The sequence below is a fragment of the Pedobacter sp. AK013 genome, from assembly GCF_014205835.1.
Classification (GTDB): domain Bacteria; phylum Bacteroidota; class Bacteroidia; order Sphingobacteriales; family Sphingobacteriaceae; genus Pedobacter.
Map to the genome: position 1 here is coordinate 154,088 of NZ_JACHCQ010000004.1, position 23,841 is coordinate 177,928.

At 37.3% G+C, this 23,841-nt stretch carries 20 protein-coding genes; 16 read left to right on the plus strand and 4 right to left on the minus strand.

Annotated elements, in window-relative coordinates:
- Positions 1-28: 28 nt before the first annotated feature.
- The 11 genes from HDC90_RS04545 to HDC90_RS04595 all read left to right on the plus strand — a co-directional run bounded on the left by HDC90_RS04545 (position 29) and on the right by HDC90_RS04595 (position 11,786).
- Positions 29-475 (plus strand): GatB/YqeY domain-containing protein, encoded by a 447-nt coding sequence (locus tag HDC90_RS04545; RefSeq protein ID WP_184464300.1) that lies wholly within the window; start codon positions 29-31, stop codon positions 473-475.
- Positions 476-671: 196 nt separating this feature from the next.
- On the plus strand, positions 672-1,436 hold the full coding sequence (locus HDC90_RS04550; RefSeq protein ID WP_057932771.1) for an alpha/beta fold hydrolase: 765 nt from the start codon (positions 672-674) through the stop codon (positions 1,434-1,436).
- Positions 1,437-2,099 carry a CBS domain-containing protein gene (locus tag HDC90_RS04555; protein WP_184464303.1) on the plus strand — a complete coding sequence of 221 codons (663 nt, stop codon included), beginning with the start codon at positions 1,437-1,439 and terminating at the stop codon, positions 2,097-2,099.
- A 9-nt stretch (positions 2,100-2,108) separates the two neighbouring features.
- Positions 2,109-2,990: an NAD kinase gene (locus HDC90_RS04560; protein ID WP_184464305.1), complete on the plus strand. Its 882-nt coding sequence runs from the start codon at positions 2,109-2,111 to the stop codon at positions 2,988-2,990.
- Between the two features lie 2 nt (positions 2,991-2,992).
- The gene (locus tag HDC90_RS04565) at positions 2,993-3,805 is read left to right on the plus strand and encodes a DUF6089 family protein (protein WP_184464307.1); all 813 of its coding nucleotides are present in this window, start codon (positions 2,993-2,995) and stop codon (positions 3,803-3,805) included.
- 19 nt (positions 3,806-3,824) lie between these two features.
- Positions 3,825-4,565, plus strand: coding sequence for an isoprenyl transferase (locus tag HDC90_RS04570; RefSeq protein ID WP_184464309.1), 741 nt, complete (start codon positions 3,825-3,827; stop codon positions 4,563-4,565).
- Between the two features lie 149 nt (positions 4,566-4,714).
- Positions 4,715-7,258, plus strand: coding sequence for an outer membrane protein assembly factor BamA (bamA, locus tag HDC90_RS04575; protein WP_184464312.1), 2,544 nt, complete (start codon positions 4,715-4,717; stop codon positions 7,256-7,258).
- A gap of 102 nt (positions 7,259-7,360) precedes the next feature.
- Positions 7,361-7,882, plus strand: coding sequence for an OmpH family outer membrane protein (locus HDC90_RS04580; protein ID WP_184464314.1), 522 nt, complete (start codon positions 7,361-7,363; stop codon positions 7,880-7,882).
- A 71-nt stretch (positions 7,883-7,953) separates the two neighbouring features.
- Positions 7,954-8,532, plus strand: a complete 579-nt coding sequence (locus HDC90_RS04585) for an OmpH family outer membrane protein (RefSeq protein ID WP_184464316.1) — start codon at positions 7,954-7,956, stop codon at positions 8,530-8,532.
- Between the two features lie 223 nt (positions 8,533-8,755).
- On the plus strand, positions 8,756-9,577 hold the full coding sequence (gene murI / locus HDC90_RS04590) for a glutamate racemase (RefSeq protein WP_184464318.1): 822 nt from the start codon (positions 8,756-8,758) through the stop codon (positions 9,575-9,577).
- Positions 9,578-9,884: 307 nt separating this feature from the next.
- Positions 9,885-11,786 (plus strand): class II glutamine amidotransferase, encoded by a 1,902-nt coding sequence (locus HDC90_RS04595; protein WP_184464320.1) that lies wholly within the window; start codon positions 9,885-9,887, stop codon positions 11,784-11,786.
- A 619-nt stretch (positions 11,787-12,405) separates the two neighbouring features.
- Here the strand turns inward: HDC90_RS04595 and HDC90_RS04600 are convergent.
- The gene (locus HDC90_RS04600) at positions 12,406-13,032 is read right to left on the minus strand and encodes a LysE family translocator (protein ID WP_184464322.1); all 627 of its coding nucleotides are present in this window, start codon (positions 13,030-13,032) and stop codon (positions 12,406-12,408) included.
- A gap of 142 nt (positions 13,033-13,174) precedes the next feature.
- On the opposite strand from HDC90_RS04600, the gene HDC90_RS04605 reads away from it, so the two are divergent.
- The 5 genes from HDC90_RS04605 (at position 13,175) to HDC90_RS04625 (ending at position 19,850) form a co-directional block, all read left to right on the plus strand.
- A complete protein-coding gene (locus HDC90_RS04605) occupies positions 13,175-14,611 on the plus strand; it encodes an MFS transporter (protein WP_184464327.1) in 1,437 nt (478 codons plus the stop codon).
- A 64-nt stretch (positions 14,612-14,675) separates the two neighbouring features.
- A complete protein-coding gene (locus HDC90_RS04610; protein ID WP_169502862.1) occupies positions 14,676-15,134 on the plus strand; it encodes a dCMP deaminase family protein in 459 nt (152 codons plus the stop codon).
- Positions 15,135-15,793: 659 nt separating this feature from the next.
- Positions 15,794-17,323, plus strand: coding sequence for a glutamine-hydrolyzing GMP synthase (guaA, locus tag HDC90_RS04615; protein ID WP_184464329.1), 1,530 nt, complete (start codon positions 15,794-15,796; stop codon positions 17,321-17,323).
- A gap of 113 nt (positions 17,324-17,436) precedes the next feature.
- Positions 17,437-18,648, plus strand: a complete 1,212-nt coding sequence (locus tag HDC90_RS04620; protein WP_184464331.1) for an ABC transporter substrate-binding protein — start codon at positions 17,437-17,439, stop codon at positions 18,646-18,648.
- A 32-nt stretch (positions 18,649-18,680) separates the two neighbouring features.
- Positions 18,681-19,850: an RsmB/NOP family class I SAM-dependent RNA methyltransferase gene (locus tag HDC90_RS04625; RefSeq protein ID WP_184464333.1), complete on the plus strand. Its 1,170-nt coding sequence runs from the start codon at positions 18,681-18,683 to the stop codon at positions 19,848-19,850.
- Between the two features lie 428 nt (positions 19,851-20,278).
- Here HDC90_RS04625 and HDC90_RS04630 read toward each other — a convergent pair whose 3' ends face one another.
- From HDC90_RS04630 to HDC90_RS04640, 3 genes are all read right to left on the minus strand, one after another.
- A complete protein-coding gene (locus tag HDC90_RS04630) occupies positions 20,279-20,845 on the minus strand; it encodes a MarC family protein (RefSeq protein ID WP_029274105.1) in 567 nt (188 codons plus the stop codon).
- Between the two features lie 79 nt (positions 20,846-20,924).
- Positions 20,925-22,274 (minus strand): porin, encoded by a 1,350-nt coding sequence (locus HDC90_RS04635; protein WP_255497483.1) that lies wholly within the window; start codon positions 22,272-22,274, stop codon positions 20,925-20,927.
- Between the two features lie 80 nt (positions 22,275-22,354).
- Positions 22,355-23,830 carry an amino acid permease gene (locus HDC90_RS04640; RefSeq protein WP_184464334.1) on the minus strand — a complete coding sequence of 492 codons (1,476 nt, stop codon included), beginning with the start codon at positions 23,828-23,830 and terminating at the stop codon, positions 22,355-22,357.
- Positions 23,831-23,841 lie beyond the last annotated feature (11 nt).

Below are 23,841 nucleotides of genomic sequence, written 5' to 3' on the forward strand. Positions count from 1 at the left end.
ACAGTTAACCAATTAACCACAATTAACAATGATATCAAATACAATAGATCAGGAAATAAAAAAAGCCATGTTGGCTAAAAATAATGCACAGTTAAGAGGTTTAAGGGCAATAAAAGCAGCCTTACTTTTAGCTAAAACAGAGAAGGGATCTTCAGAAGAAATTACCGAACAAGCTGAACTTAAAATTCTTCAGAAACTGATTAAACAACGCCGCGAATCTGCTGATATTTATAAGCAACAAAATCGAGAAGATTTATATCAGGTAGAAGAAGAAGAAATTGAAGTGATTAATCAATTTTTACCAAAACAGTTAGATAGGGCTGAGGTTGCCTCAATTATTGAGGGTGTAATCAAACAATCTGGTGCTACATCGGTTAAGGATATGGGTAAAGTAATGGGGATGGCAAATGCAGCACTTGCAGGTAAGGCTGATGGTAAATTAATTGCAGAGATTGTTAAAGAAAAACTAGCATAGTTTAAAGCTAAAAGCGTAAAAACTAAAGCTAAAAGCTTATTATAAAATGCGTATCTGGGTACTGAATAATTGTTTCTCGATACTTATAAATGGGTTTTTATACCGTTTTCGATTTTATTTCAGAAAAATGGCATATAAATGCATAAATTTAATTTTACTCTACTAACTTAGTAGCACAATACCATCTAGAATATATATGACTTACCCGATAATAGAAGAAGACGGATTTAAATACATCGAAGCTGGAACAGGCGAGACACTGGTATTGCTACATGGCCTAATGGGCGAACTAAGCAATTGGGAACTGGTTATCGAACAGTTTAAAGATCGCTATCGTGTAATTATTCCAATTTTACCAATTTACGATTTGCCTATTTTAACATTGGGCGTAAAAGCATTGTCGAGATATCTTCATCGCTTTTTAAAATATAAAAATTTAAACCAGGTAGTGCTTGTTGGTAATTCACTTGGTGGCCATGTAGGTCTAGTATTTACGGTTGCTCATCAGGAATTTGTTAAGGCCCTGGTGCTTACCGGTAGCTCTGGTTTATACGAAAATGCTTTTGGAGGATCTTTTCCACGTAGAGAGAGCTACGATTATATTAAGGAAAAAGTAGAATTTACTTTTTACGATCCGGCTACGGCAACTAAAGAACTGGTTGATGATGTTTTTAAAACAGTTAACGATAGATCGAGGGTTATTCGTATCTTAACCATGGCAAAATCGGCAATACGCCACAATATGGCTAAGGAACTGTCTAAAATTACCATACCGGTTTCCTTAATATGGGGTAAAAACGACAAGGTTACTCCGCCAGAAGTGGCAGAAGAATTTCACGAATTGCTGCCGAATTCGGAATTGAACTGGGTTGATAAATGCGGTCATGCACCTATGATGGAGCATCCCGAAATATTTAATGCATTTTTAGAGAAATTTTTAGATAGAATATTGTTGAAATAAATGTTTGCAGCAGAAATCATATCAGGTGCAATTCCATCACTAAGAACCGATGACACGGTACAGAAAGCTTTAGATCGCATGAACGATTTTAAACTAAAGCACTTACCAGTTGTTAACGAGGTAACTTTATTGGGTTTGGTTTCTGAAGATGATTTACTAAATATTGATAATCACGATACCCTTTTAAGCGATAGTGCAGTAAATATACTTAATGTTTTCGTGTTGGGTAATGCACATGCTTACGATGTAATCAGGTTATTGAGCCAGCTAAAATTAACGGCTGTTCCGGTTTTAGATCAACAGAAAAATTATGTTGGTTTAATTTCTATCAATAACATGGTAAATGCTGTGGCCGAACAGTATGCCGTAAACGAACCCGGCGGAATTATTGTTTTGGAGATTAGTAACCGCGATAATTCGCTGGCACATATTGCGCAGATTGTTGAAGCCGATAATGCACAGGTACTCTCTTCTTATGTGAATTCTTTCGAAGATTCTACCCGTTTAGAAGTAACGCTCAAAGTAAATAAAACAGAAATTACTTCATTGGTAGCCTCTTTCGAAAGATATGATTATCTGGTTAAAGAGGTATACAATAACACCCAGATTGATGATGGATCGCAGGAGCGTTACGATTCTTTCATGAACTATTTAAATGTATAAACCTACTTTATGAGGATTGCAATTTACGGCAGAGATTTTAATGATACGGTTTTGCCCTATGTACAAGAGGTTTTTAATCATTTAGCCGAGCATCACATTCAGCCTGTTTTATATTCTAAGTTTAAAACATCGCTTCATGGTAAAATTAAATTGCCTGCAAACACCGTTATTTTTCATAATCATACCGAATTAAAGGAACTTGCCGATGTATTGCTGAGCTTAGGTGGAGATGGTACCTTACTCGATACCCTATCATTAATCCGCAATTCGGGCATACCTGTAATCGGAATCAATTTTGGCCGTCTAGGATTCTTGGCCAGTATAAACAAAAATGAAATTGGATCGGCGCTCAATGCCCTGATCAATAAAGAATATACCTTAGATTCCCGCTCACTTTTAACTTTAGAATCTGATAATGGTTTATTTGGTGAAGAAAATTTTGCATTGAACGATATTACCATTCATCGTCGCGATAATTCAGCAATGATGATTATCCATGCTTCGATGAATAATGAGTTTATTAACTCTTATTGGGCCGATGGATTAATTATTGCCACCCCAACAGGTTCAACAGCGTACTCATTAAGTTGCGGCGGACCGATTATTTATCCAGATTCTGAAAATTTTGTTATTACCCCTATTGCGCCACATAATTTGAATGTGAGACCAGTAGTTGTGCCAGATAACAATAAGCTCTCTTTCGAGGTAGAAGCCAGAGAATCAAAATTTTTGGTTTCCTGCGATAGCCGAACCGTTACTGTAGAGCGTTCAGTAAAAATTAGTATAAAAAAGGCAGATTTTTGTATAAATCTTGTCCGCCTTAATAATGAAACCTACTTAAACACGTTAAGAAATAAATTATTATGGGGCATCGATACCCGTAACTACTAAGTATGACGCCAAACAAACAGCTATTAATTATCCTCTTTTTCATCTTTAGCGGGCAGCTTGTTCATGCACAGCGTACGGTAATAGGCGAACCCTCTTGGGAAGTTGGGGTGATGGCTGGTGGTGCAGGTTATATCGGCGATCTTAATCAGAACAATCCTTTGCTAATTAGTGGTCTTTCGGGTGGGCTTTACGTAAAACGAAACTTTAACCAATACCTTGGTGTGCGTTTAAATTATACTTACGGGCAGATAAAAGCCGATGATTCTTATTCGAGCAATGAGCAGTTCCGAGAAAGGAACCTGCGTTTTAAAACGATGCTGAACGAATTTAGCGGCTTAATTGATTTCAATTTTTTCAATTTTAATCTCGGTGGAGGAAACAGACAATTTACACCATACCTTTTTACGGGGGCTGGTCTACTTATATTTAAACCTACGGTAAAAATTGATGGTGAAAGATATCGGTTAGATCGACTCAGAACCGAAGGTCAGGAAAATGGTTATAACAATGCTGTTTTAACTATCCCATATGGAGTAGGGCTAAGGTATAACTACAAAAACACCTGGAGCGTTTTTACAGAATTAGGTTATAGGACACCATTTACCGATTATCTGGATGATGTGAGCGGCCGTTATCCGGTTAATCCTGTATTTGTTGGAGAAGGCCAAAATCAGGTTAATTTATCCGATCCTTCACGCTATCAAATCGGACAGCCAGGAACCCAAAGAGGCGATTTTCGAAAAAGGGACACTTATCTATTTGTTAGTGTTGGCATATCTTTTACCTTTGTATCCTCAAAATGCTATTCCTTTTAAGCTGATTTTGACATAATTAATGGGATTTAAAGAACAAATAGACTATAGCCGCCTGCCAAAGCACATTGCCGTAATCATGGATGGTAATGGAAGATGGGCAAAAGGCCAGGGCAAAGTGCGGGTTTTCGGACATGAACAAGGTGTACTTTCTGTAAAAGACATTGTAGAAGGTTGTGTTGAGGTAGGTATTGAATACCTTACTTTATATGCTTTTTCTACTGAAAATTGGAATAGACCCAAAGAAGAGGTAGATGCTTTGATGCAGATTCTGATTTCTACCATCAACAAGGAAACCGAAACACTTAATAAAAATAATATTAAGCTGAATGCTATTGGCAATATTGCTTCTTTACCCCAAGAGTGTATTGATGATTTAAAAGAAGCTATGGAGAAAACAGCCCATAACGAAAAATGTACATTAACACTGGCATTAAGTTATAGTGCAAAATGGGAGATTTTGGAGGCTGCAAAAAAAATTGCATTAGCAGTAAAAAACAATATCGTTTCTTTGGATGATATTAACGAAGACCTGTTTTCTTCTAAACTAACAACTGTAAATATACCCGATCCTGAACTCATGATCAGGACAAGTGGCGAACACCGGATTAGCAATTATCTGCTTTGGCAAATGGCTTATACCGAGTTTTATTTTACTGATGTTTTATGGCCGGATTTCAGACGTGAAGATCTTTTCGAGGCTATTGTAGACTATCAAAAACGCGAACGCCGTTTTGGTAAAATTAGTGAACAATTAAACTAATTTTTCTTTTAACACTTTTTAACAAGCGTTTAAACTAACTTAGCACCACTTTTATACGATAAATGAAACCATAATAAGGGAACAACGTAAAGAAATTTTACTTTATAAAATATCGTTACCTTTTGGCCATTACTGAACAACTAATTTTAATGAAAAGAATATTTCAAGTTTTAATCCTACTAGTTTTAGCCGCTCCGGCCTTCGCTCAAATACGTCCACAAGGTCAGGCACCGGCAACCCCTTCTTTAAAGGTTGGTGGCCTAGATCTCGATTATTTTAGTCCAAAGGAATACATCATTGGTGGTACAACAGTAACGGGAACCCAGTATTTAGATAAAGAGGTATTAATTACCTTATCTAAATTAGCTAAAGGTGATAAAATCGTTCTTCCTGGCGAGGCGACTTCTGATGCAATTAAAACGTTGTGGGCACAGGGCTTGTTTGATGATGTTAAACTTAACATCGAAAAAATTGTTCAAGATTCTGTTTATTTTGAAATTGAAGTAGTGGAACGCCCGCGTTTAAGTTCTATAGATTTAAAAGGTATCCGCAAATCTGAAAAAACTGCCATTCAGGAAAAGCTAAATGATAAAACAGGTAAAATCGTAAACGATAACTTGTACAATACCACCTCGGCCATTGTTAAAAAATACTTATTGGATAAGGGCTTTTTCTTTACTCAGATCGATTACAAAACACGTAAAGATCCGAATGCAGAGAACAGTGTGGTATTAGAAGCTAATATAGATAAAGGTCACCGTGTTAAAGTACAGCATATCGATTTTACCGGGAACAAAGATTTCAAATCAGCAAAACTGAGAAAATACCTTAAAAACCCTAAACAGTTTGCTTGGTGGCGTTTTTGGGGCTCGGGAAAATTCGCGAAAGAGAAATACGAAGAGAATAAGGTAAAAATGATTGCTAAAATGCACGAGAAAGGTTATCGTGATGCAGAATTACTAAAAGATACCATTTACCAATATAACAAGAAAAAGGTTAACATTAGAATGGACCTTTACGAAGGTAAAAAGTATTATTTTGGTAATATTACCTGGGCAGGTAATGCCATTTATCCGGATAGTATTTTGAAAAAAGTATTAACCATCGAAAAAGGTGATGTTTTTAGCGAAGAAAAATTAAATAAAAAATTAAACGGTGGTGGAGAAAACGGTGGCGACATTAACAGTATGTATACCGATAATGGATATTTAACTTTTAATATCGATCCGGTACAGACCAAAATTTATGGCGATACTGTTGATGTGGAATTACGCATGTACGAGGGGCCGCAGTATACCAACAACCGCATTACTTTAAAAGGTAACACGATTACAAACGATAAGGTTGTTTTACGTGAGATCCGCACTAAACCAGGACAGAAATTTAACAAAAGTGATTTAATCCGTACCATTCGCGAAATTGGTCAATTAGGTAACTTCGATGAGTCTAAAACTGTACCTACGCCTCGTCCTAACCCAGCAGATGGTACCGTAGATATTGAATATGCAGTAGAAGAGAAGCCTTCAGATCAGATTGAGCTATCAGGTGGTTTTGGTGGTGGCCGTATCATTGGTACGTTAGGTTTAACTTTCAATAACTTTTCATTACGTAACTTATTTAATTTAAAAGCTTATAAACCGTTGCCAAAAGGTGATGGGCAAAAATTAAGCTTACGTGGACAGACGAACGGTAAATATTACCAATCGTATAGTTTCTCATTCTCACAACCTTGGTTTGGTGGCGAGAAACCGGTAAGTTTTGGGGTGAGTGCATTTACTTCATTACAATCTAATGGATTAAGTTCTGATAACGCGCAGTTCCAAAAAATACGTTTAAATGGTGTAACTGTTAGTTTGGGTAGAAGATTAAACTGGCCAGATAACTATTTCCAATTAAGCCATGCTATTAACCTGCAACAATATATCTTAAATAATTATTCAGGATATTTATTTAGCACAGGTACTTCTTATAACTTAAACTTATCACAAGAGATTAGCCGCGATTCAAGAGATTCGCCTATCTTCCCTAAATCTGGATCGTTCTTACGTTTCACTATTCAGGCAACGCCACCATATTCACTGTTTAACAAGGTGAATTATGCAACAGCATCTGATAAAGAAAAATACCGTTTTACAGAATATCATAAATGGAAATTTGATTCACAATGGTATCAACGTGTTGTAGGTAACCTGGTAATTAAAGCACAAGCACAATTCGGTTTCTTGGGTCAATACAATAAAGCAGTTGGCCAGTCAGCATTCGAGCGTTTCAAACTAGGTGGTGATGGTATGCAAGGATTCGATTTCTTACAAGGATCTGAGTTAATTGCAATGCGTGGTTATTCTAATAATACTGTAATTCCGGTAGGTTCTAATCCAAACGTAGCACAACAGTCTGGTAGCCCAATTTACACTAAATATGTATTGGAAGCGCGTTATCCGGTTATTGCAAGTCAACAAGCTACTGCATTTGTTTTGGCCTTTGCAGAAGGTGGTAATACCTGGAACAGGTTTAGTGATTTTAACCCTTTCAACATTAGAAGATCAGTTGGTGTTGGTGCAAGGATCTTCCTTCCTATATTTGGCTTGCTAGGTATTGATTACGGATATGGTTTTGATGCTATACCTGGTTTACCAAGCGCGAACAAAGGTCAGTTCCATTTTAGTATCGCACAACAATTAGGTGGATTTTAATTGATAAAGAACAAAAAATTAACTAATTATGCAATAAATCATTGCAATAGGAGTTTAAAGAAAGCTTAGGTTATTAACTATATCATTTAACACACACACAAAATGAAAAAATATCTTTTTATCGCATTCCTACTCTGCACTTCTTTTGGTGCCTTTGCACAGAAGTTTGCTTATGTAGACACAGAGTATATTTTGAAGCATTTACCAGAATATAAATCGGCATTAACTCAGTTAGATGTTGCCTCTAAACAGTGGCAACAACAAGTAGATCAGAATTTTTCTGAAATAGATAGGATGTACAAGGCTTATCAGGCCGATCAGGTCTTATTAACTGATGATATGCGCAAACGCCGTGAAAACGAAATTATTGAAAAAGAAAAACAGGCTAAAGAATTTCAACGTTCTAAGTTTGGACCAGATGGAGACCTTTTTCAAAGCAGGGTAAAATTAATTAAACCCATTCAGGATAAAGTAGCCGAGGCCATTAAACAGATTGCAAAATCTAAATATTTAGACTTCATTTTTGACAAGAGCAGTGAAGCAACAATGATGATTTATGCAAGTAGCAGTTACGATGTTAGTAATGATGTAATTGTAAAATTAGGTTATAAACCGGGACTGTAAATAATTAGTATATTCGCCCCTGATTTTTGAAGAAAAACAATTAGAAAAAAATAAAAAAGTAAAATAAAACGATGAGAAAGTTAATTAACGTATTCTTTGTAGCAGCAGGTTTATTGTTTACAGCGAATATGGCAAGTGCACAACAAAAATTGGGTCACATTAATTCTGAGGAGGTATTTGCAAATTTACCAGAAGCTAAAACAGCTCAAACCACTTTAGAAACCTTAGGTAAACAAAAGCAAGCCGATATTGATGCAATGATCAAAGAATATCAAAGTAAAATGGCTGCCGCAGAAGCTAAACAAAAAACTTTAAGCGAAGCTAATAAAGAAACAGTGGGTAAAGAATTACAAGCTGCAGGTCAAGAATTACAGGATTTAGAAAAACGCATTACTGATGCGCGCACTAAAGCTTCACAAGATATAGGTACTAAACAAGGTGAATTATTCCAACCAATCCAATCTAAAGTTGCAACGGCAATTTCTGCTGTAGCTAAAGAAAAAGGTTTAGCTTACGTTTTCGATATCGCAAACGGACAGGGTGGTAACAATTTGGTATTCTGGGATGGTGGTGATGATATTACTGCCGCAGTTAAATCTAAATTAGGTATTACAGCAACTACTGCAAAACCAGCTGCACCTAAAAAATAGTATTGAGTTTCGAGTTCGGAGTCATTAGTCTCCTAACCAGTTTAAAATATAAAGCGGAATTAAGTTTAACTTAGTTCTGCTTTTTTGTTTAGGAGAAGTTTTAATGTTGTAAAGGTAGGAAAATTCTGTTCTGGTGCGCTAAAACATTCCGACGTTCCAATATTTCAACCTTCAAACATTTAAGCTAACTTTACAACTTTTTAATATTTCAACTTCCAGCACAATGCAAGAATTTCCAATAGGTATTTTCGATTCAGGTTACGGTGGCTTAACGGTTTTCCGTTCTATTGCCGATAAATTACCCGATTACAATTATATCTACTTGGGAGATAATGCCCGTTCGCCCTATGGCGATCATTCTTTCGATACCATTTATAAATATACTTTGGAATGCGTAGAATGGCTTTTTGCTAAAGGATGCCATTTGGTTATCCTGGCCTGTAACACCGCATCTGCAAAAGCACTTAGAACCATCCAGCAAAGGGATTTGCTAAGCAAGTATCCCAATAGAAGGGTACTGGGTGTAATCAGGCCCACCGCAGAGGTTATAGATGGATATACCAGCACAAAACAAGTTGGTGTAATGGGAACCAGGGGAACGGTTAATTCTCAATCTTATCTTTTAGAGATCAATAAATTTTTTCCTGAAATTAAGGTTTACCAGCAAAGCTGCCCGATGTGGGTTCCGTTGATCGAAAACAACGAACACTTACAACCGGGGGCAGATTTTTTTGTCAACGAATATTGTGATCAGCTATTGGGCCAATCGGCAGATATCGATTGTGTATTATTGGCCTGCACGCATTACCCTTTGTTAATGCCTAAACTGAGGAAAGTATTCCCTGATCATATAAGCGTTTTAACACAAGGCGAGATTGTAGCCAACAGTTTAGCTGATTATTTAAAGAGACACCCCGAAATGGAACAAAAATTAGGGAAGCAGGGAGAGAAATCTTTTTATACCAGCGGCGATCCAATTGCTTTTGATGAACATGCCTCTGTTTTTTTTGGAGAGTCGCTGAAATCAGATAGAATGATTGTATAACTGTAAACTGAATGCTGGTTAATCGGTTAATTGTTTAAATTGGTTAACTGAAAATCGCAAACTGTTGACTGGCTTTTAATAACTTATCGTTTGTGGCCATATTGAATTGCTTAAAGGTGTAAATTTTACACTAACTATGCGAGTGATTTAGAAATATTTTAATTATTAATAGGGGCTTTTGAGTTGAAAGGGCAATTCCTAGGTTTTATGCACATCTGTCAGTCTAAACTCATCATAATAAAAGAAAGCATTTTTCTTTAGGTTGTAATGAGTTAAAAGGATAACTTTGCGGCTTCAAACCCACACAATGAGTGATCAGATAAAACACGAATGCGGAATCGCTTTTATTCGCCTGTTAAAACCACTTTCTTACTACCAGCAAAAGTACGGTACAGCACTTTACGGCCTTAACAAATTATACCTTTTAATGGAAAAACAGCATAACCGTGGCCAGGATGGCGCAGGTATTGCCACCATTAAGCTGGATATGAAACCCGGCAGTAGGTACATTAGCCGATATCGTAGCATGGCATCAAATGCGGTAGCTGATATTTTCGAATATGTGCAGAACAAATTTGTTGATATCCAAGAAAACACTCCTGAATTAATGCAGGATACAGAATGGCTCAAAAACAACGTAAGCTTTATCGGCGAGGTGTTAATGGGCCATTTGCGTTATGGTACGCATGGTAAAAACAGTATCGAAAATTGCCACCCTTTTTTAAGGCAAAACAATTGGATGACACGTAACCTGGTTATTGCAGGTAACTTTAACATGACCAATGTTGATGAGTTATTGGAACAATTATACGAGTTAGGTCAACATCCAAAAGAAAAAGCAGATACCGTAACGGTATTGGAAAAAATCGGTCACTTTTTAGATGATGAGAACCAGGAGCTTTTTGATCAGTACAAAAAAGAAGGGCACGATAACGTTGCAATTACGCATAAAATATCTGATAACTTAGATATTGCCAATATTCTTCGCCGCTCGGCCAAAACCTGGGATGGTGGTTATTCTATCTGTGGTATGGTTGGCAATGGTGATTCGTTTATTATGCGAGATCCGGCAGGTATCCGTCCGGCATATTATTATTATGATGATGAGATCGTTGTAGCGGCTTCTGAAAGGCCAGCTTTGCAAACTGCATTTAATATTCAGTTTAAAGATATTAAAGAGATCGATCCAGGTCATGCTTTAATTATCAAGAAAAATGGTGAGGTAAGCATGGAGCAATTCCGCGAGCCTACCGAAAGGTTGTCTTGCTCTTTCGAGCGTATCTATTTCTCAAAAGGAAGTGATGTAGAGATTTACCGCGAACGCAAGCAGTTAGGCCGTTTATTGAGTGATAAAATTCTTCAGGCGGTTAATTACGATTTAAAAAATACAGTATTTTCATTTATTCCAAATACGGCAGAAGTTGCGTTTTTTGGAATGGTTGACGGTGTTCAGCAATATGTGCGCAGGCACCAGAAAGATGTCCTCTTACATAAAAAAGAAACGCTAACAGATCAACAGCTCGAAGATTTGTTGTCTTTAGCTCCTCGTGTAGAAAAGCTGGCCGTTAAAGATGTAAAGTTAAGAACTTTCATCACCCAGGATGCAGATCGTAGCGAAATGGTGGCACACGTTTACGATACTACCTATGGTATTATCAATAACCACCAAGATACTTTAGTTGCACTTGATGATTCGATTGTACGCGGTACCACCTTAAAGCAGAGTATTATTAAAATTGTTGACCGTTTACACCCTAAGAAAATCATTATTGTTTCTTCGGCCCCTCAGATCCGTTACCCTGATTGTTATGGTATCGATATGAGTAGGATGGGACAGTTCGTGGCTTTCGATGCGGCTATTCAGTTGTTAACAGAGCGCGGTATGTGGCAGGTAATAGAGGATGTTTACACTAAATGTAAAGCTTCGTTACTATTACCTAAAGAGGAGATTGTAAACCACGTTAAAGATATTTACAAACCGTTTACGCCAGAAGAAATTTCGGCTAAAATTGCACAGATCATCACCCCAAAAGGTACTGTTGCCGAGGTGGAGGTAATTTATCAAAGTTTAGAGAACCTGCACGAGGCTTGTCCGAAAAATAAAGGTGATTGGTATTTCTCAGGGAATTACCCAACTCCAGGCGGGAACAAAGTAGTTAATAAAGCTTTTGTTAACTGGAAAGAAGGAAATAACCAAAGGGCTTACTAGCCCCTAAATCCCCTAAAGGGGACTTGAATAACAAATAGCTCATAGTAATATGGGCTATTTTTTTGCGTTTATTTTTTGCTGCGGAGAAAGAAAGAGTTCCTAGACTCTGCTACTATTGGCAGTTTCTTAGGGAAAGGTCATCATTGCTTCGTCAGTGTTGAGGGTTCAATTGTTTTTCCCGCCCACGCGTCGTCCTGAATTTATTTCAGGATCTGTTTTTTTTTTTTTTTTTTGATAATGTATTGGATAACAGGTGTTTAATGTTTTATTGATTCGTGAGGACACAAACCACGGCGGAAGATAACTTTAGGAGATGGTCTCCATAAAATTCTTCCGTCATTCCTATGATTTTTACCATCAAGACACTAAGAAGGTTCATGTTCATTTAATAATACTGCCTTTTCGTACCTAAACCTGACATTCGCGGAAAGCCCGGAGCCCGATCCTCCATCGGGTGAGGAATGCAGCATTGGCAGGACTAAAAATAATAGCAGCACTTCACCTGCTTTCCAAAACATAATTTTAATCACCATGGCATAGAGAAGCAAAATAGTTAACTGGTGCCATCTGTCATCCTATTCCAAATGGCCAGAACCAGGATTTATTTATCGCGGAAAATCTATGCGTAGAATTTCAGATAAGTTTTAATGATGAGCCAGAAAGCAAAGAAGATGATGACTACACCGGCAATTTTATTCAGCTTTTTAAGTGCATCTTCCTTTATTTTATAACGGAGTTTACTGGAGTAAAAGCTCTTTGCTCCATCGATGCTTAATTGAGTAGCCATGGCGATAAAAAAGCAAACTAATTTTTCGTTCAGCATATTGTTCAATTTAACCGAAATGATCCCACTTACAATAATCCAGAACATAAGGGTAGAAGGGGTGAGGATGCACATTAAGAAGCCTTTGAGCACATACCCCCGTTTACTCACTTTTTGAAGCGTTGAACTATCATAGTGCACTGTTATTTTAGAAACCAGGTAATATATACCTACGGCAAGCAGAAATACACCGCCAATACTGCCAACATATTTATCAAATTCGGCTTTATAATCAACAAACTGACTCCCAAAAAGGACCAATGCAATTAAGATCACATCACTAATAATTACGCCAACAGCTAAAGAAAACCCAGCTTTGAAGCCCCTTTCTATGCTGGTTTTGATCATTGCAAAAAATACCGGCCCAGTTAAAAAAGACGAAATAATCCCTGCTCCTATACCGAGTAATATGGCTTCAAACATGCATTGTATTGTTTATAATATGCGAATATGCAACTTTATACCTAAACATATAACATTTATTTTTGTTGCATAGGTTGCATAAAATTACTGGTTTTCATTTTTTTTTATTTATGTTTAGAGCCACTAAAACTAAATTTAAAAAATGAGTTCAGAACAAACACAAACCAAATGGGGGCAATTTATTCCTTTGGTCACGGTATTCTTTTTCTGGGGCTTTGTGGCCGCCAGTAATGACATTTTAATACCGGTATTTAAGCAGGCTTTTAATTTAACTCAATTCCAAAGCCAGTTGGTATCATTTGCATTTTACATTGCATACACGGTTGGGGCTTTAATTTATAATGGCATTTCGGTAGTAATGGGGCAGGACATTGTAAATAAACTAGGCTACAAAAACTCTTTGGCTTTGGGGCTTGTTATTTCGGCAGCTGGAACGCTTTTGTTTTATCCGGCAGCAAATCTGCACTCATTTCCGCTAATGTTATCTGGCTTGTTTATTGTTGCCCTGGGTTTCTCTTTACAACAAACTGTTGCAAATCCTTTAGCTATTGCTTTGGGGCCAATTAAAACTGGTTCACAACGTTTAACTCTTGCAGGGGGTATTAATAATTTTGGTACAACCATTGGCCCCTTGTTGGTAAACTTCGCTATTTTTGGTGTTGCTACAAGCGCTACTACCAATGTGAGCATCGAAAGTGTAAAAATTCCATATTTAATACTAGGAGTAGCCTTTCTTTTAGTAGCTGTATTTTTAAAAATGTCGTCTTTGCCTGATCGACCTACTTTAGTAGAAGCTTCAGCTAATGATACTAAATCGATTAAGGGCTCTGCTTTGAACTACCCACAGCTGGTACTGGGAATGATTGCTATTTTTCTATATGTTGGCGTAGAGGTGTCTACTGCCAGTAATTTGCCGGCATATATGGAAGAGAAATTAAGATTTGCCATTAAAGATATTGCGCCATATGTTTCTTTATACTGGGCCAGTTTAATGATTGGTCGTTGGACAGGGGCGGTAGAAGCTTTTACTGAAGATATGACCTTGCAAAAAATATTGAGATTTGTAGCACCTTATTTAGCTTTTGGTGTTTTCTTAATTGCAAATGCTATCGCCAAACACGATTTAACACCATTTTATGTATACGCAGCCGTAATAGTTGTATTAATTGGCGCCGATATGGCCAGTAAAGGAAACCCGGCGCGCATGTTATTAATTTTTTCGGTAATGGGCATTATAGCCTTATTTATCGGTATGTTTACTACAGGTATGACTAGTGTTTACGCGTTTACCAGTGTGGGTTTATTCTGCAGCACTTTGTGGCCGTGTATTTTTACTTTGGCTGTTAGTGGCTTAGGTAAGCACACCAGTCAAGGAAGTAGTTTTTTAATTATGATGATTATGGGAGGTGGTATTGTGAGTTTAGCGCAAGGATACCTTTCAAAGTTTACAGGTATCCAATACAGTTACTTAGTCGGGGTGGTGTGTTTCGCATATCTTGCATTCTATGCAATTAAAGGAAGTGCTATTTTGAAGACACAGGGAATTAATTTTGATGAGAAAATTTCTGGTGGACATTAATTTTTAATAAAGTAATTTTACAGCCACAGAGATTTAGTTCTTTGTGGCTTTTTTGATTTTTATAATGACAGATAAACCAAGTTTCGATTCGATATTTATGAACCTGGCCACCGATTTGGCTGCCCGTTCACATTGTGTGCGTGCTCATGTAGGTGCAGTATTAACAAAAGATACCCGCATAATTTCTATTGGTTATAATGGTCCGCCGGCCGGTACCCATAATTGTGACGAAGAATGGCCAGAGCATGGCTGCGCGCGCGATAGTAAAGGAAGTTGTTCTTTGGCATTACATGCGGAGGAAAACGCGATCCTCTATGCCTCAAAAAATGGATCCAAGATAGAAGGATGTACTTTATATACCACCTTGTCGCCTTGTATTGCCTGTGCCCGCTTAATTTTATCTTCAGGAATCAAACTGGTATACTATTCTAAATCTTATGCAGCTTATAAAGGTTTGCCTAGCGACGAAGGCGTAGATTTTTTAAGAAAATTTGGGGTAGAAGTGATTTTGATAGAATCATAAAGGTTCTGTGGTCCATTTGTTATTAGTTTATTGGCGACTGTGAGCTGTATAACAGTTCACCAGAGTTTGTACTTAAAACATAACTCATTTTTATCTTGACAATTTGACAAGTTTTGCTTGTATTTGATTATAAAACTTTTAGTTATGAAAACAATGTCGGTTGGTGAATTTAAAGCTCATTTTTCTGAAGTTTTGGAAGATATTAAAGCAGGTTCAGCATAGCTGTAACTTTTGGCAGGAAAAAGGAAGTCATTGGTTACTTTGTTCCTGAATTAGAAAAAAGTAATAGCGAACGTAAAATCGGTATGCTAGATGGAAAGGCTGAAGTAATATTTAAAGACGATTTCGAAATGACCGAAGAGGAGTTTTTAGGATTATGATTTACTTGTTAGATACCCATGGACTAATTTGGTCGCTAATGTATTCTTCTAAGCTCTCTAATAATTGCTTAGAAATTCTAAAGAACAAAAAAAATATAATTTCGGTAAGCGCAATAAGTTTTTGGGAAATATCTTTAAAGCATTCTTTTGATTAACTGTTCAAATCGGTTAATTAACTCCTGTTGCCAAACGCTCAGCTCCAAACCGACTCCGGACTTTTTCCTTCAAAAATCTTAAATCTCTGGTCTCAAATATCATATCTAATTACTACTTTTGCGGATGCAAGAGAAAATCATTATCGTCGATTTTGGTTCGCAATTTACACAGCTCATCGCCCGTAGGGTTCGCGAACTAAATATTTACTGTGAAATATATCCATACAACAATCTTCCTGAGGTTACGCCTGATGTAAAAGGAGTTATATTTTCAGGTAGTCCTTATTCTGTCCGTCAGGAAGATGCACCTCAAATCGATTTATCGAAATACCATTTAAAATATCCATTATTGGCTGTTTGTTATGGTGCACAATATATTGCCCAACATTCTGGCGGTGCTGTTCAGCCATCTTCAACACGCGAGTACGGCCGTGCTAACCTGAATTTTGTAAACCAGGAGAACAAATTATTTAAAGGTATAAACATCGACTCGCAAGTTTGGATGAGCCACGGAGATACCATTACCGATATTCCTGAAAACTTTGAATTGATTGCCAGTACCGATAGTGTAAAAGTGGCAGCTTATCATATTAAAGATTCAGATACTTATGCTATCCAGTTTCACCCTGAGGTAACGCACAGTATTGATGGAAAAATCCTTTTAGAAAACTTTTTGGTTGATATATGTGGATGTAGCCAGGATTGGACTTCTGCTGCTTTTGTTGAAACTACCATTGCCGATATTAAAGCTACTGTAGGTAACGATAAAGTTGTTCTGGCGCTTTCGGGCGGTGTTGACAGTAGTGTTGCGGCGGTACTTTTGCATAAAGCCATTGGTACAAACCTACACTGTATATTTGTTGATAACGGCTTATTGCGCAAAAATGAATATGAAAGTGTTTTAGAGCAATACAAAGATTTTGGCTTAAATATTAAGGGGGTTGATGCAAAGGATAAATTCTTGGGTCAGTTGGCCGGAGTAGAAGATCCAGAAACAAAACGTAAAATTATTGGCCGTGTATTTATCGAAGTTTTCGACGAAGAATCTCATCTTATTCAAGATGTAAAATGGTTGGCTCAGGGTACAATTTACCCGGATATTATTGAATCTATTTCGGTTAAAGGTCCATCTGCAACCATTAAATCGCACCATAATGTAGGCGGTTTGCCAGATTTTATGAAACTTAAAGTAGTAGAACCACTTAAAACTTTGTTTAAAGATGAAGTAAGAAGAGTAGGTACCACTTTAGGTTTAGAATCGTTTATTTTAGGTCGCCATCCATTTCCTGGACCAGGTTTAGGCATCCGCATTATTGGAGAGGTTACTCCAGAAAAGGTAGCCATTTTACAAGATGCCGATAAAATTTATATCGACAATTTAAAAGAAGCAGGCCTTTACGATAAAGTATGGCAGGCAGGCGCTATCTTCTTGCCAGTGAGATCCGTTGGAGTAATGGGCGATGAACGTACTTACGAAAATGTAATTGCACTAAGAGCGGTAGAATCGCTTGATGGAATGACAGCAGATTGGTGCCACCTACCTTATCCGGTATTGGCTAAAATCTCAAACGAAATCATCAATAAAGTTAAAGGCATCAATAGAGTGGTATATGATATCAGCTCTAAACCACCTGCGACTATCGAGTGGGAATAGCTTTTAGTTTGGTATTGTGAGTTTTCAGTTTGTAGTACAAACAGCATAAAATAAAGGTGATGCTAGCAAGGTGGAATAAACTTTGCTAGCATATTTTGTTAAAAATGATAGGTATGAATTTCAAGAAGGTTTATGGGTTGCTGGTTTTGTTTGCGGTAGTTTTGGGTGCTTGTTCGCCTAAAATCAGGACACCCAAACCTGAAGCAGGTAAACCGGTTGAAAAAGAAAAACCAACAGATAAAAAGCCTATCAAAAAAATTTCGCAGGCAAGCGTTTCCCTGCTTGTTCCCTTTAAATTGGATGAGCTGAATTTAAAAACAGCCACAAAAGCCGATATTGAGAAATATGCCATGCCTATTGATTTCTATCAGGGCTTTAAATTAGGATTGGATTCTGCCGCAGCCCAGGGTCTAAATTTTAAACTGAATGTTTTCGATACGCAAGATGATAATGCACATATATCGCTCTTGTACAAAAATGAGCGGTTTAAACAAAGCAATTTAATTATTGGCCCCGTTTTTCCCGATGGATTAAAGTTTATCGCCAATTATGCCAAAGAAAATAACGCAATTATTGTGTCTCCTTTGGCCGCTTCCGAACCCGCTGAATTTAATAATCCAAATCTGGTGTCAATTGTAAATAATATTGACTTACATGGAAAAAAGATAGTCACATACATTGCTAAAAACTATAATCCTGCTAATACTATAGTGGTGTTGATTAATCCTAAGAAAACAGAAGACGAACAGTTTGCGGCACCAATAAGGAATTATTTTAAAAGCAATACAAAGTTTGTGGTACAGGAGTATGCTTCGGCTTATGCTTTTGAAACAAAAATGATTAAAGGTAAAGACTATGTAGTAGTGCTTACCTCATCCGACAGGACTTTTGTATTGCCAACAATAGAAAAACTGTATAAATTAAAGCATCTACCTGCAGGTGGTTATAGTATTAATTTGTTTGGTCATCCTAACTGGGTAAAACAGAATTATCCTACAGATAAATTACAAGATCTGAATACGATTATCAGCTCTTCTTATAAAATAGACTACAAAAGCAGTGCAGTTATTGCCTTTGTTAAAAAATACCGCTACAGGTACGGATTTGAGCCTGGAGAATACGCTTTTAAGGGCTTTGATATTGGGTACTATTTCGGTAAACTGTTAACCACATACGGAGAGGATTATAGAGATTATCTGATAAAAGATAAATATAAAGGGCTACATAATAACTTTTCATTTATCCATGATGAAAAATTAGGTTATATTAACACCAGTTTAATGTTACTGAAGTTTAAAAATTTTGCTTTAAACATAGTTGAGTAATTCTATATTTTTTCTTCCATTTTAATTATTACATGAGAGCAGATCATCAGTTAAGAGCATTTGAACAGATTTTAAATAATTATGATGGAAGTTTGCCCTTGCATCGTTTTCTGCCAACCTATTTTAAGCAACATAAACAAATGGGGTCATCCGATAGGAGATGGGCCACACGCCATATATATAGCTTTTTTAGATTAGGTAAGGCTTTATCAGGGCTTCAACAAGAAGAGCGTTTGAGTATTGCCGATTTCTTGTGCCACGATACGCTTAGCCTTATTGTAGAGAAAAATCTGCCAGAATTAAAAGAAAGCATTACGCTGCAGCTTGAAGAAAAAATGTCCATTATCAAAACGAAATATCCGGATTTTAATTTGCAGGAGGTATATCCGTTTCATGCAAATCTATCTGACGGATTAGATCGGGAAGCATTTTATACCTCATTCTTCAAACAGCCCGATCTGTTTATTAGGGTAGGAGCCGAAGAATCTGCAAGTATTATTTCCAAATTAGAAGATGAAAAAATTGAGGTTAAAGCTATTTCTCCAACTGCTTTAGCCTTACCTAACGGAACCAAGCTCGAAACTGTTTTAAAGGAAGGCAGTTACCAGGTTCAGGATTTATCTTCTCAGCACACGGGCCATTATTTTAAGCCTAACAAATGGGATAAATGGTGGGATTGCTGTGCAGCATCTGGTGGCAAAACATTGCTTTTACATAGTTTGGAGCCTGTTATCGAACTTTTGGTTTCCGATCTGAGAGAAAGTGTACTCCTAAATTTAGATGAACGTTTCCGCTTGGCAGGTATCAAAAAGTACCATAAAAAAGAACTAGATCTTTTACAGAACAATGATCAGGTTTTACATCATTATCAATTTGATGGGATCATTTTGGATGCCCCATGTACCGGTTCCGGAACATGGGGCAGAACACCAGAAATGCTTACTTTTTTTGAAGAACGAAAAATCAATCAATTTGCAAACATCCAAAAGGGGATTGTCCAAAATATTGTAAAATATTTAAAGCCTGGTAAGCCTTTAATTTATATTACCTGCTCTGCCTTTGCCGAAGAAAATGAAGCCATTGTGCAGCATATGATTGAGCAGTTGCCATTAGAACTGGAAAAAATGGAACTGATTAAAGGTTATGAAAATAATGCCGATACGATGTTTGTAGCGAGGTTGATTAAGAAAAGCCAGGATTAATCACTCGGTTCGTCTCCCTGAATTCATTTCAGGGTCTTAGCGCATAGATGAAATAAATTAAGCATAACAACGCTTTTAGCAACGTTACGTATGTTCAAACCAAGATTTGAAATTCTTTTTGAAGTATTTAACCGCCTCGATTAAAACGGCTATTGCTCCGATAATTACAGTATATTCTTCAAAGCCGTTCATAATGTAAGCTTTATGTTTAGATGAATGTACGGAATTATTGTTACAGATTGATTGAAGGATTGTCATTTAAAAACGTTATTTACCTCGATTAATCGTCATGCTGAATTTATTTCAGCATCTTTTCTGTAAGCGGACATTGAAATAAATTACCTTCGGTGAGCTCGCTTAAGGTTCGGTTTACTTCATAGCTTTTCGCTTCGCTAGAGGTCAGGGTAATGAATCGTTGAAATGGCACTTTAAAGCCCTGTATTATTTCTGAATAATTTAATTGCTATAGCCAATAAAATTACCCCAAAAGCTTTACGTAAGATGTTTAAACCAGATTTTCCGAAAAGTTTTTCGAGTCTGTTGGTGTTTTTCAATACAAAGTAAACAAACAACATATTAAGTATAATGCCTACTAAGATATTCTGGGTATGGTATTCTGTTTTTAATGATAGCAAAGTGGTCATTGTGCCCGCTCCGGCAATTAAAGGAAAGGCCAATGGAACAATAGAAACCGTTTCGGGTGCTTCTTCTTTAAAAATGGTTAATCCCAATACCATCTCCATGGCAATAAAGAAGATCACAAATGAACCTGCTATGGCAAAAGATTCTACATCTAGTCCGATAACTTTTAACAACGATTCTCCAACAAACAAAAAGAGGATCATTAAGCCTGTAGCCACTAATGATGCTTTTTCTGATTCGATATGACCAGCTTTTCTACGCAATTCGATCACAACAGGAATAGCTCCCAAAATATCGATAATAGCAAAGAGTACCATCGTTGTCGACAGAATCTGGCTTAAGTTGAACGTCATAAAATCGAATTTCATAGCGGCGCAATTTTAAGCAAAGGTAGTGGAATTTGTATCAATTCCTCAATTGTACAGTTATTTATTAGAAATAGAACTGCGTTCTTAAAGTAAGCACGTTGTCTTTTCTGTCAGCTGTATAGCCCTGAATTTGGGTCGATTCGTTTTTAATAATATCATAATAAAGCACCGCTTTAAAATGTGGATTAAAGTGGTGTAAAAAGCCAAATCCAAAGGTATCGAAACGCACATCAGCAGGAGAAAGCCCTTTATCGCTAGAAATATCCATGCCTTTTACTTTAGCATTCGGATCGTACCAGTCATATTTTAGAATTAGCTGGTTATCCGTACTGTTCAAGGTTTGTACAAAGGTAAAATAAGCGCCATTAAATGTGCGTGTATAAAAAGGCAAAGCAATGGCCTTATTATCAACAGGGTAAGAGCCAGGCGTAGTTGAAGTGGTTGAGGTACCTGTTTGTAAGCCCGATATTACTTCTGCCCTAAACTCCGATTTCCAACTTTTGGTTTTGGTAGCCAGTTGTATATCCGTACCATAATATCTTCTTGGCGCTACCTTGTTTATGGTAGCTGTAGATGAATCTTTAACCATTTTCCATGTATCATTTATTTGCTCCATCTTGTAGCTCACAGGTAAGCGGTGATCTAAACCTCCCTGTAGGGTGCTTATACCACCGGCAATGGTAAAGTTTTTAAATGCATAAGTTTTATGGCTTAACCTTAAAATATAATCCTTGCTGTTATCGAATTCTCCGTTGCCGGCTAAGCCCTGACCATTATAAACACCAAAATCGAGTACAAAATTTTTGAGTTTGGCATCTTTCCAGCGCGGGTTTAAAGTAAAGGTTACGCCCAGATCGCGTTCTGTTTTCATTAAAATCTGCGACATTCGACCACGTTCAGGTGCTTCCCTTACTGATGATGACAGCTGGAGCTCATTACCAAAGGGACGTCCCGAAAGACCAAGTGTTACTGCCAATATCTTCCATTTATTTTCGTAATAACGTCCCCAGAAATCCCTGATCGCTACACCCTGTTCTGTACCATCAAATTGAAGTACGAAGTAGGTAGAGGGAGCACCGTCTTCCGTTAACATCATATAATCTGCTCTCAAACGGCCTCTTCTTAACCTAAACCTGTTATTGGTAAAATCACCAAAATTTCCACCCTGAAACTCAGCCTGCGTACCTTTCGATTGCGCCAATTGGAACTGTGGCTGTAAATAGCCGCTGAAAGACAATGAACCATATTTCTTCGAGATAATGAGCAAATGGTTTACTGTTGTAGAATCCATTACATCATTAATTGTTCTTTGTGCATATCCTGCAGCAGAAATGAATAGCAAAATAATAGTTAAGGAGAAATAAATGCGCTTAAATTTGGCTGGCTGGCGGTACATGTTATCAATTTTTTGCAAAGGTAGTTTTATTAACAATTATTTAACATAAAAAAAGCCCCGACTTTTGGTCGGGGCTCTAAATTTTTTAAATATTAGGCTTATTTGGAATCTTTTAAATGAGAATTCTTTTTGCTATATCCAAAATAAATAATAAAGCCTAAAGCTAACCAGCCAAATAACCTTAACCAGTTTGTCCAGCCTAAACCAAGGATCATTAATCCGCAGGTAACTACACCTAAAATTGGAATTAAAGGTACCCAAGGTGTTCTGAACTGACGTGGAAGATCAGGATCCGTTTTTCTTAAAATAATTACTGCAATACAAACCAGCATAAAGGCAAATAAAGTGCCAATACTGGTCATATCACCCACTACATCACCAGGGATGAAAGCGGCAAATAAACCTACGATTACCAAAATTACTAAGTTTGCTTTGTAAGGTGTTTTGAATTTAGGGTGTAAATCGCTGAACATTTTTGGTAATAAACCATCTTTACTCATTGAATAAAATACACGGCTCTGGCCCAATAACATCACTAAAATTACTGAAGAAAAACCAGCTAAAATAGCTACGGTAACCAACTTAGCTAACCAGCCATAACCCGTCATGTATTCGCTAATTGCTGCCACAACTGATGCTTCACCACCTTTGGTTCTGAAGAACTCAACAGGAGCGATACCGGTTAAAACGTGCGCAAATAAGATATATAAAACAGTACATACTGCTAATGAACCTAAGATACCGATTGGCATTGCTGTTTTAGGGTTTTTAGTTTCCTGTGCGGCAGTACTTACAGCATCAAAACCGATGAATGCAAAGAATACTGTTCCGGCAGCACCGAGAACACCCCAGAAACCACCAAAACTATGGCTGATACCTGCATGATCTACATAAGTAGTTGCTTTTGGAATATATGGATGGTGATTGGCTTCATGAATAAAGCCCCAACCTAAAATAATGATTAAAATTACAATACTTACTTTAGTAATTACGATCAGGCCGTTTACAAAAGCGGATTCTGAAGTTCCTTTAATTAAGAGTAAGCTCAATAATCCTACAATAAATAACGCAGGAAGGTTGATTATTCCATTTACGGTACCATCTGGATGCGACTGGAAAGGGGAGTGGCACCACTCATAGGGTATGGGCGAGGTATGCAATACTTCGACCAGTAATTTATTTAAGTATTCGCTCCAGGCAATACCTACTGTTGCAGCTCCAACAGCATATTCTAACACTAAATCCCAGCCAATTACCCAGGCCATAAGCTCGCCCATTGTGGCATAAGTGTAAGTGTAAGCACTACCTGAGATTGGAATAGATGATGATAATTCTGCGTAGCATAAACCGGCCAGTGCACAACCAATTGCGGCTATAATAAAGCCAATGGTAACAGATGGCCCAGCATTTTGTGCTGCTGCTGCTGCTGTCCTAACAAATAGACCAGCACCAATAATTGCGCCCACACCTAATGCCACCAATGCACCTGCGCTAAGTGTACGCTTTAAGCCTTTTGCTGAATCTCCTGCTTCTTCTAGCAGTAAATGCATTGGCTTCTTAGTAAATAAACCCATATTTTAGTTTT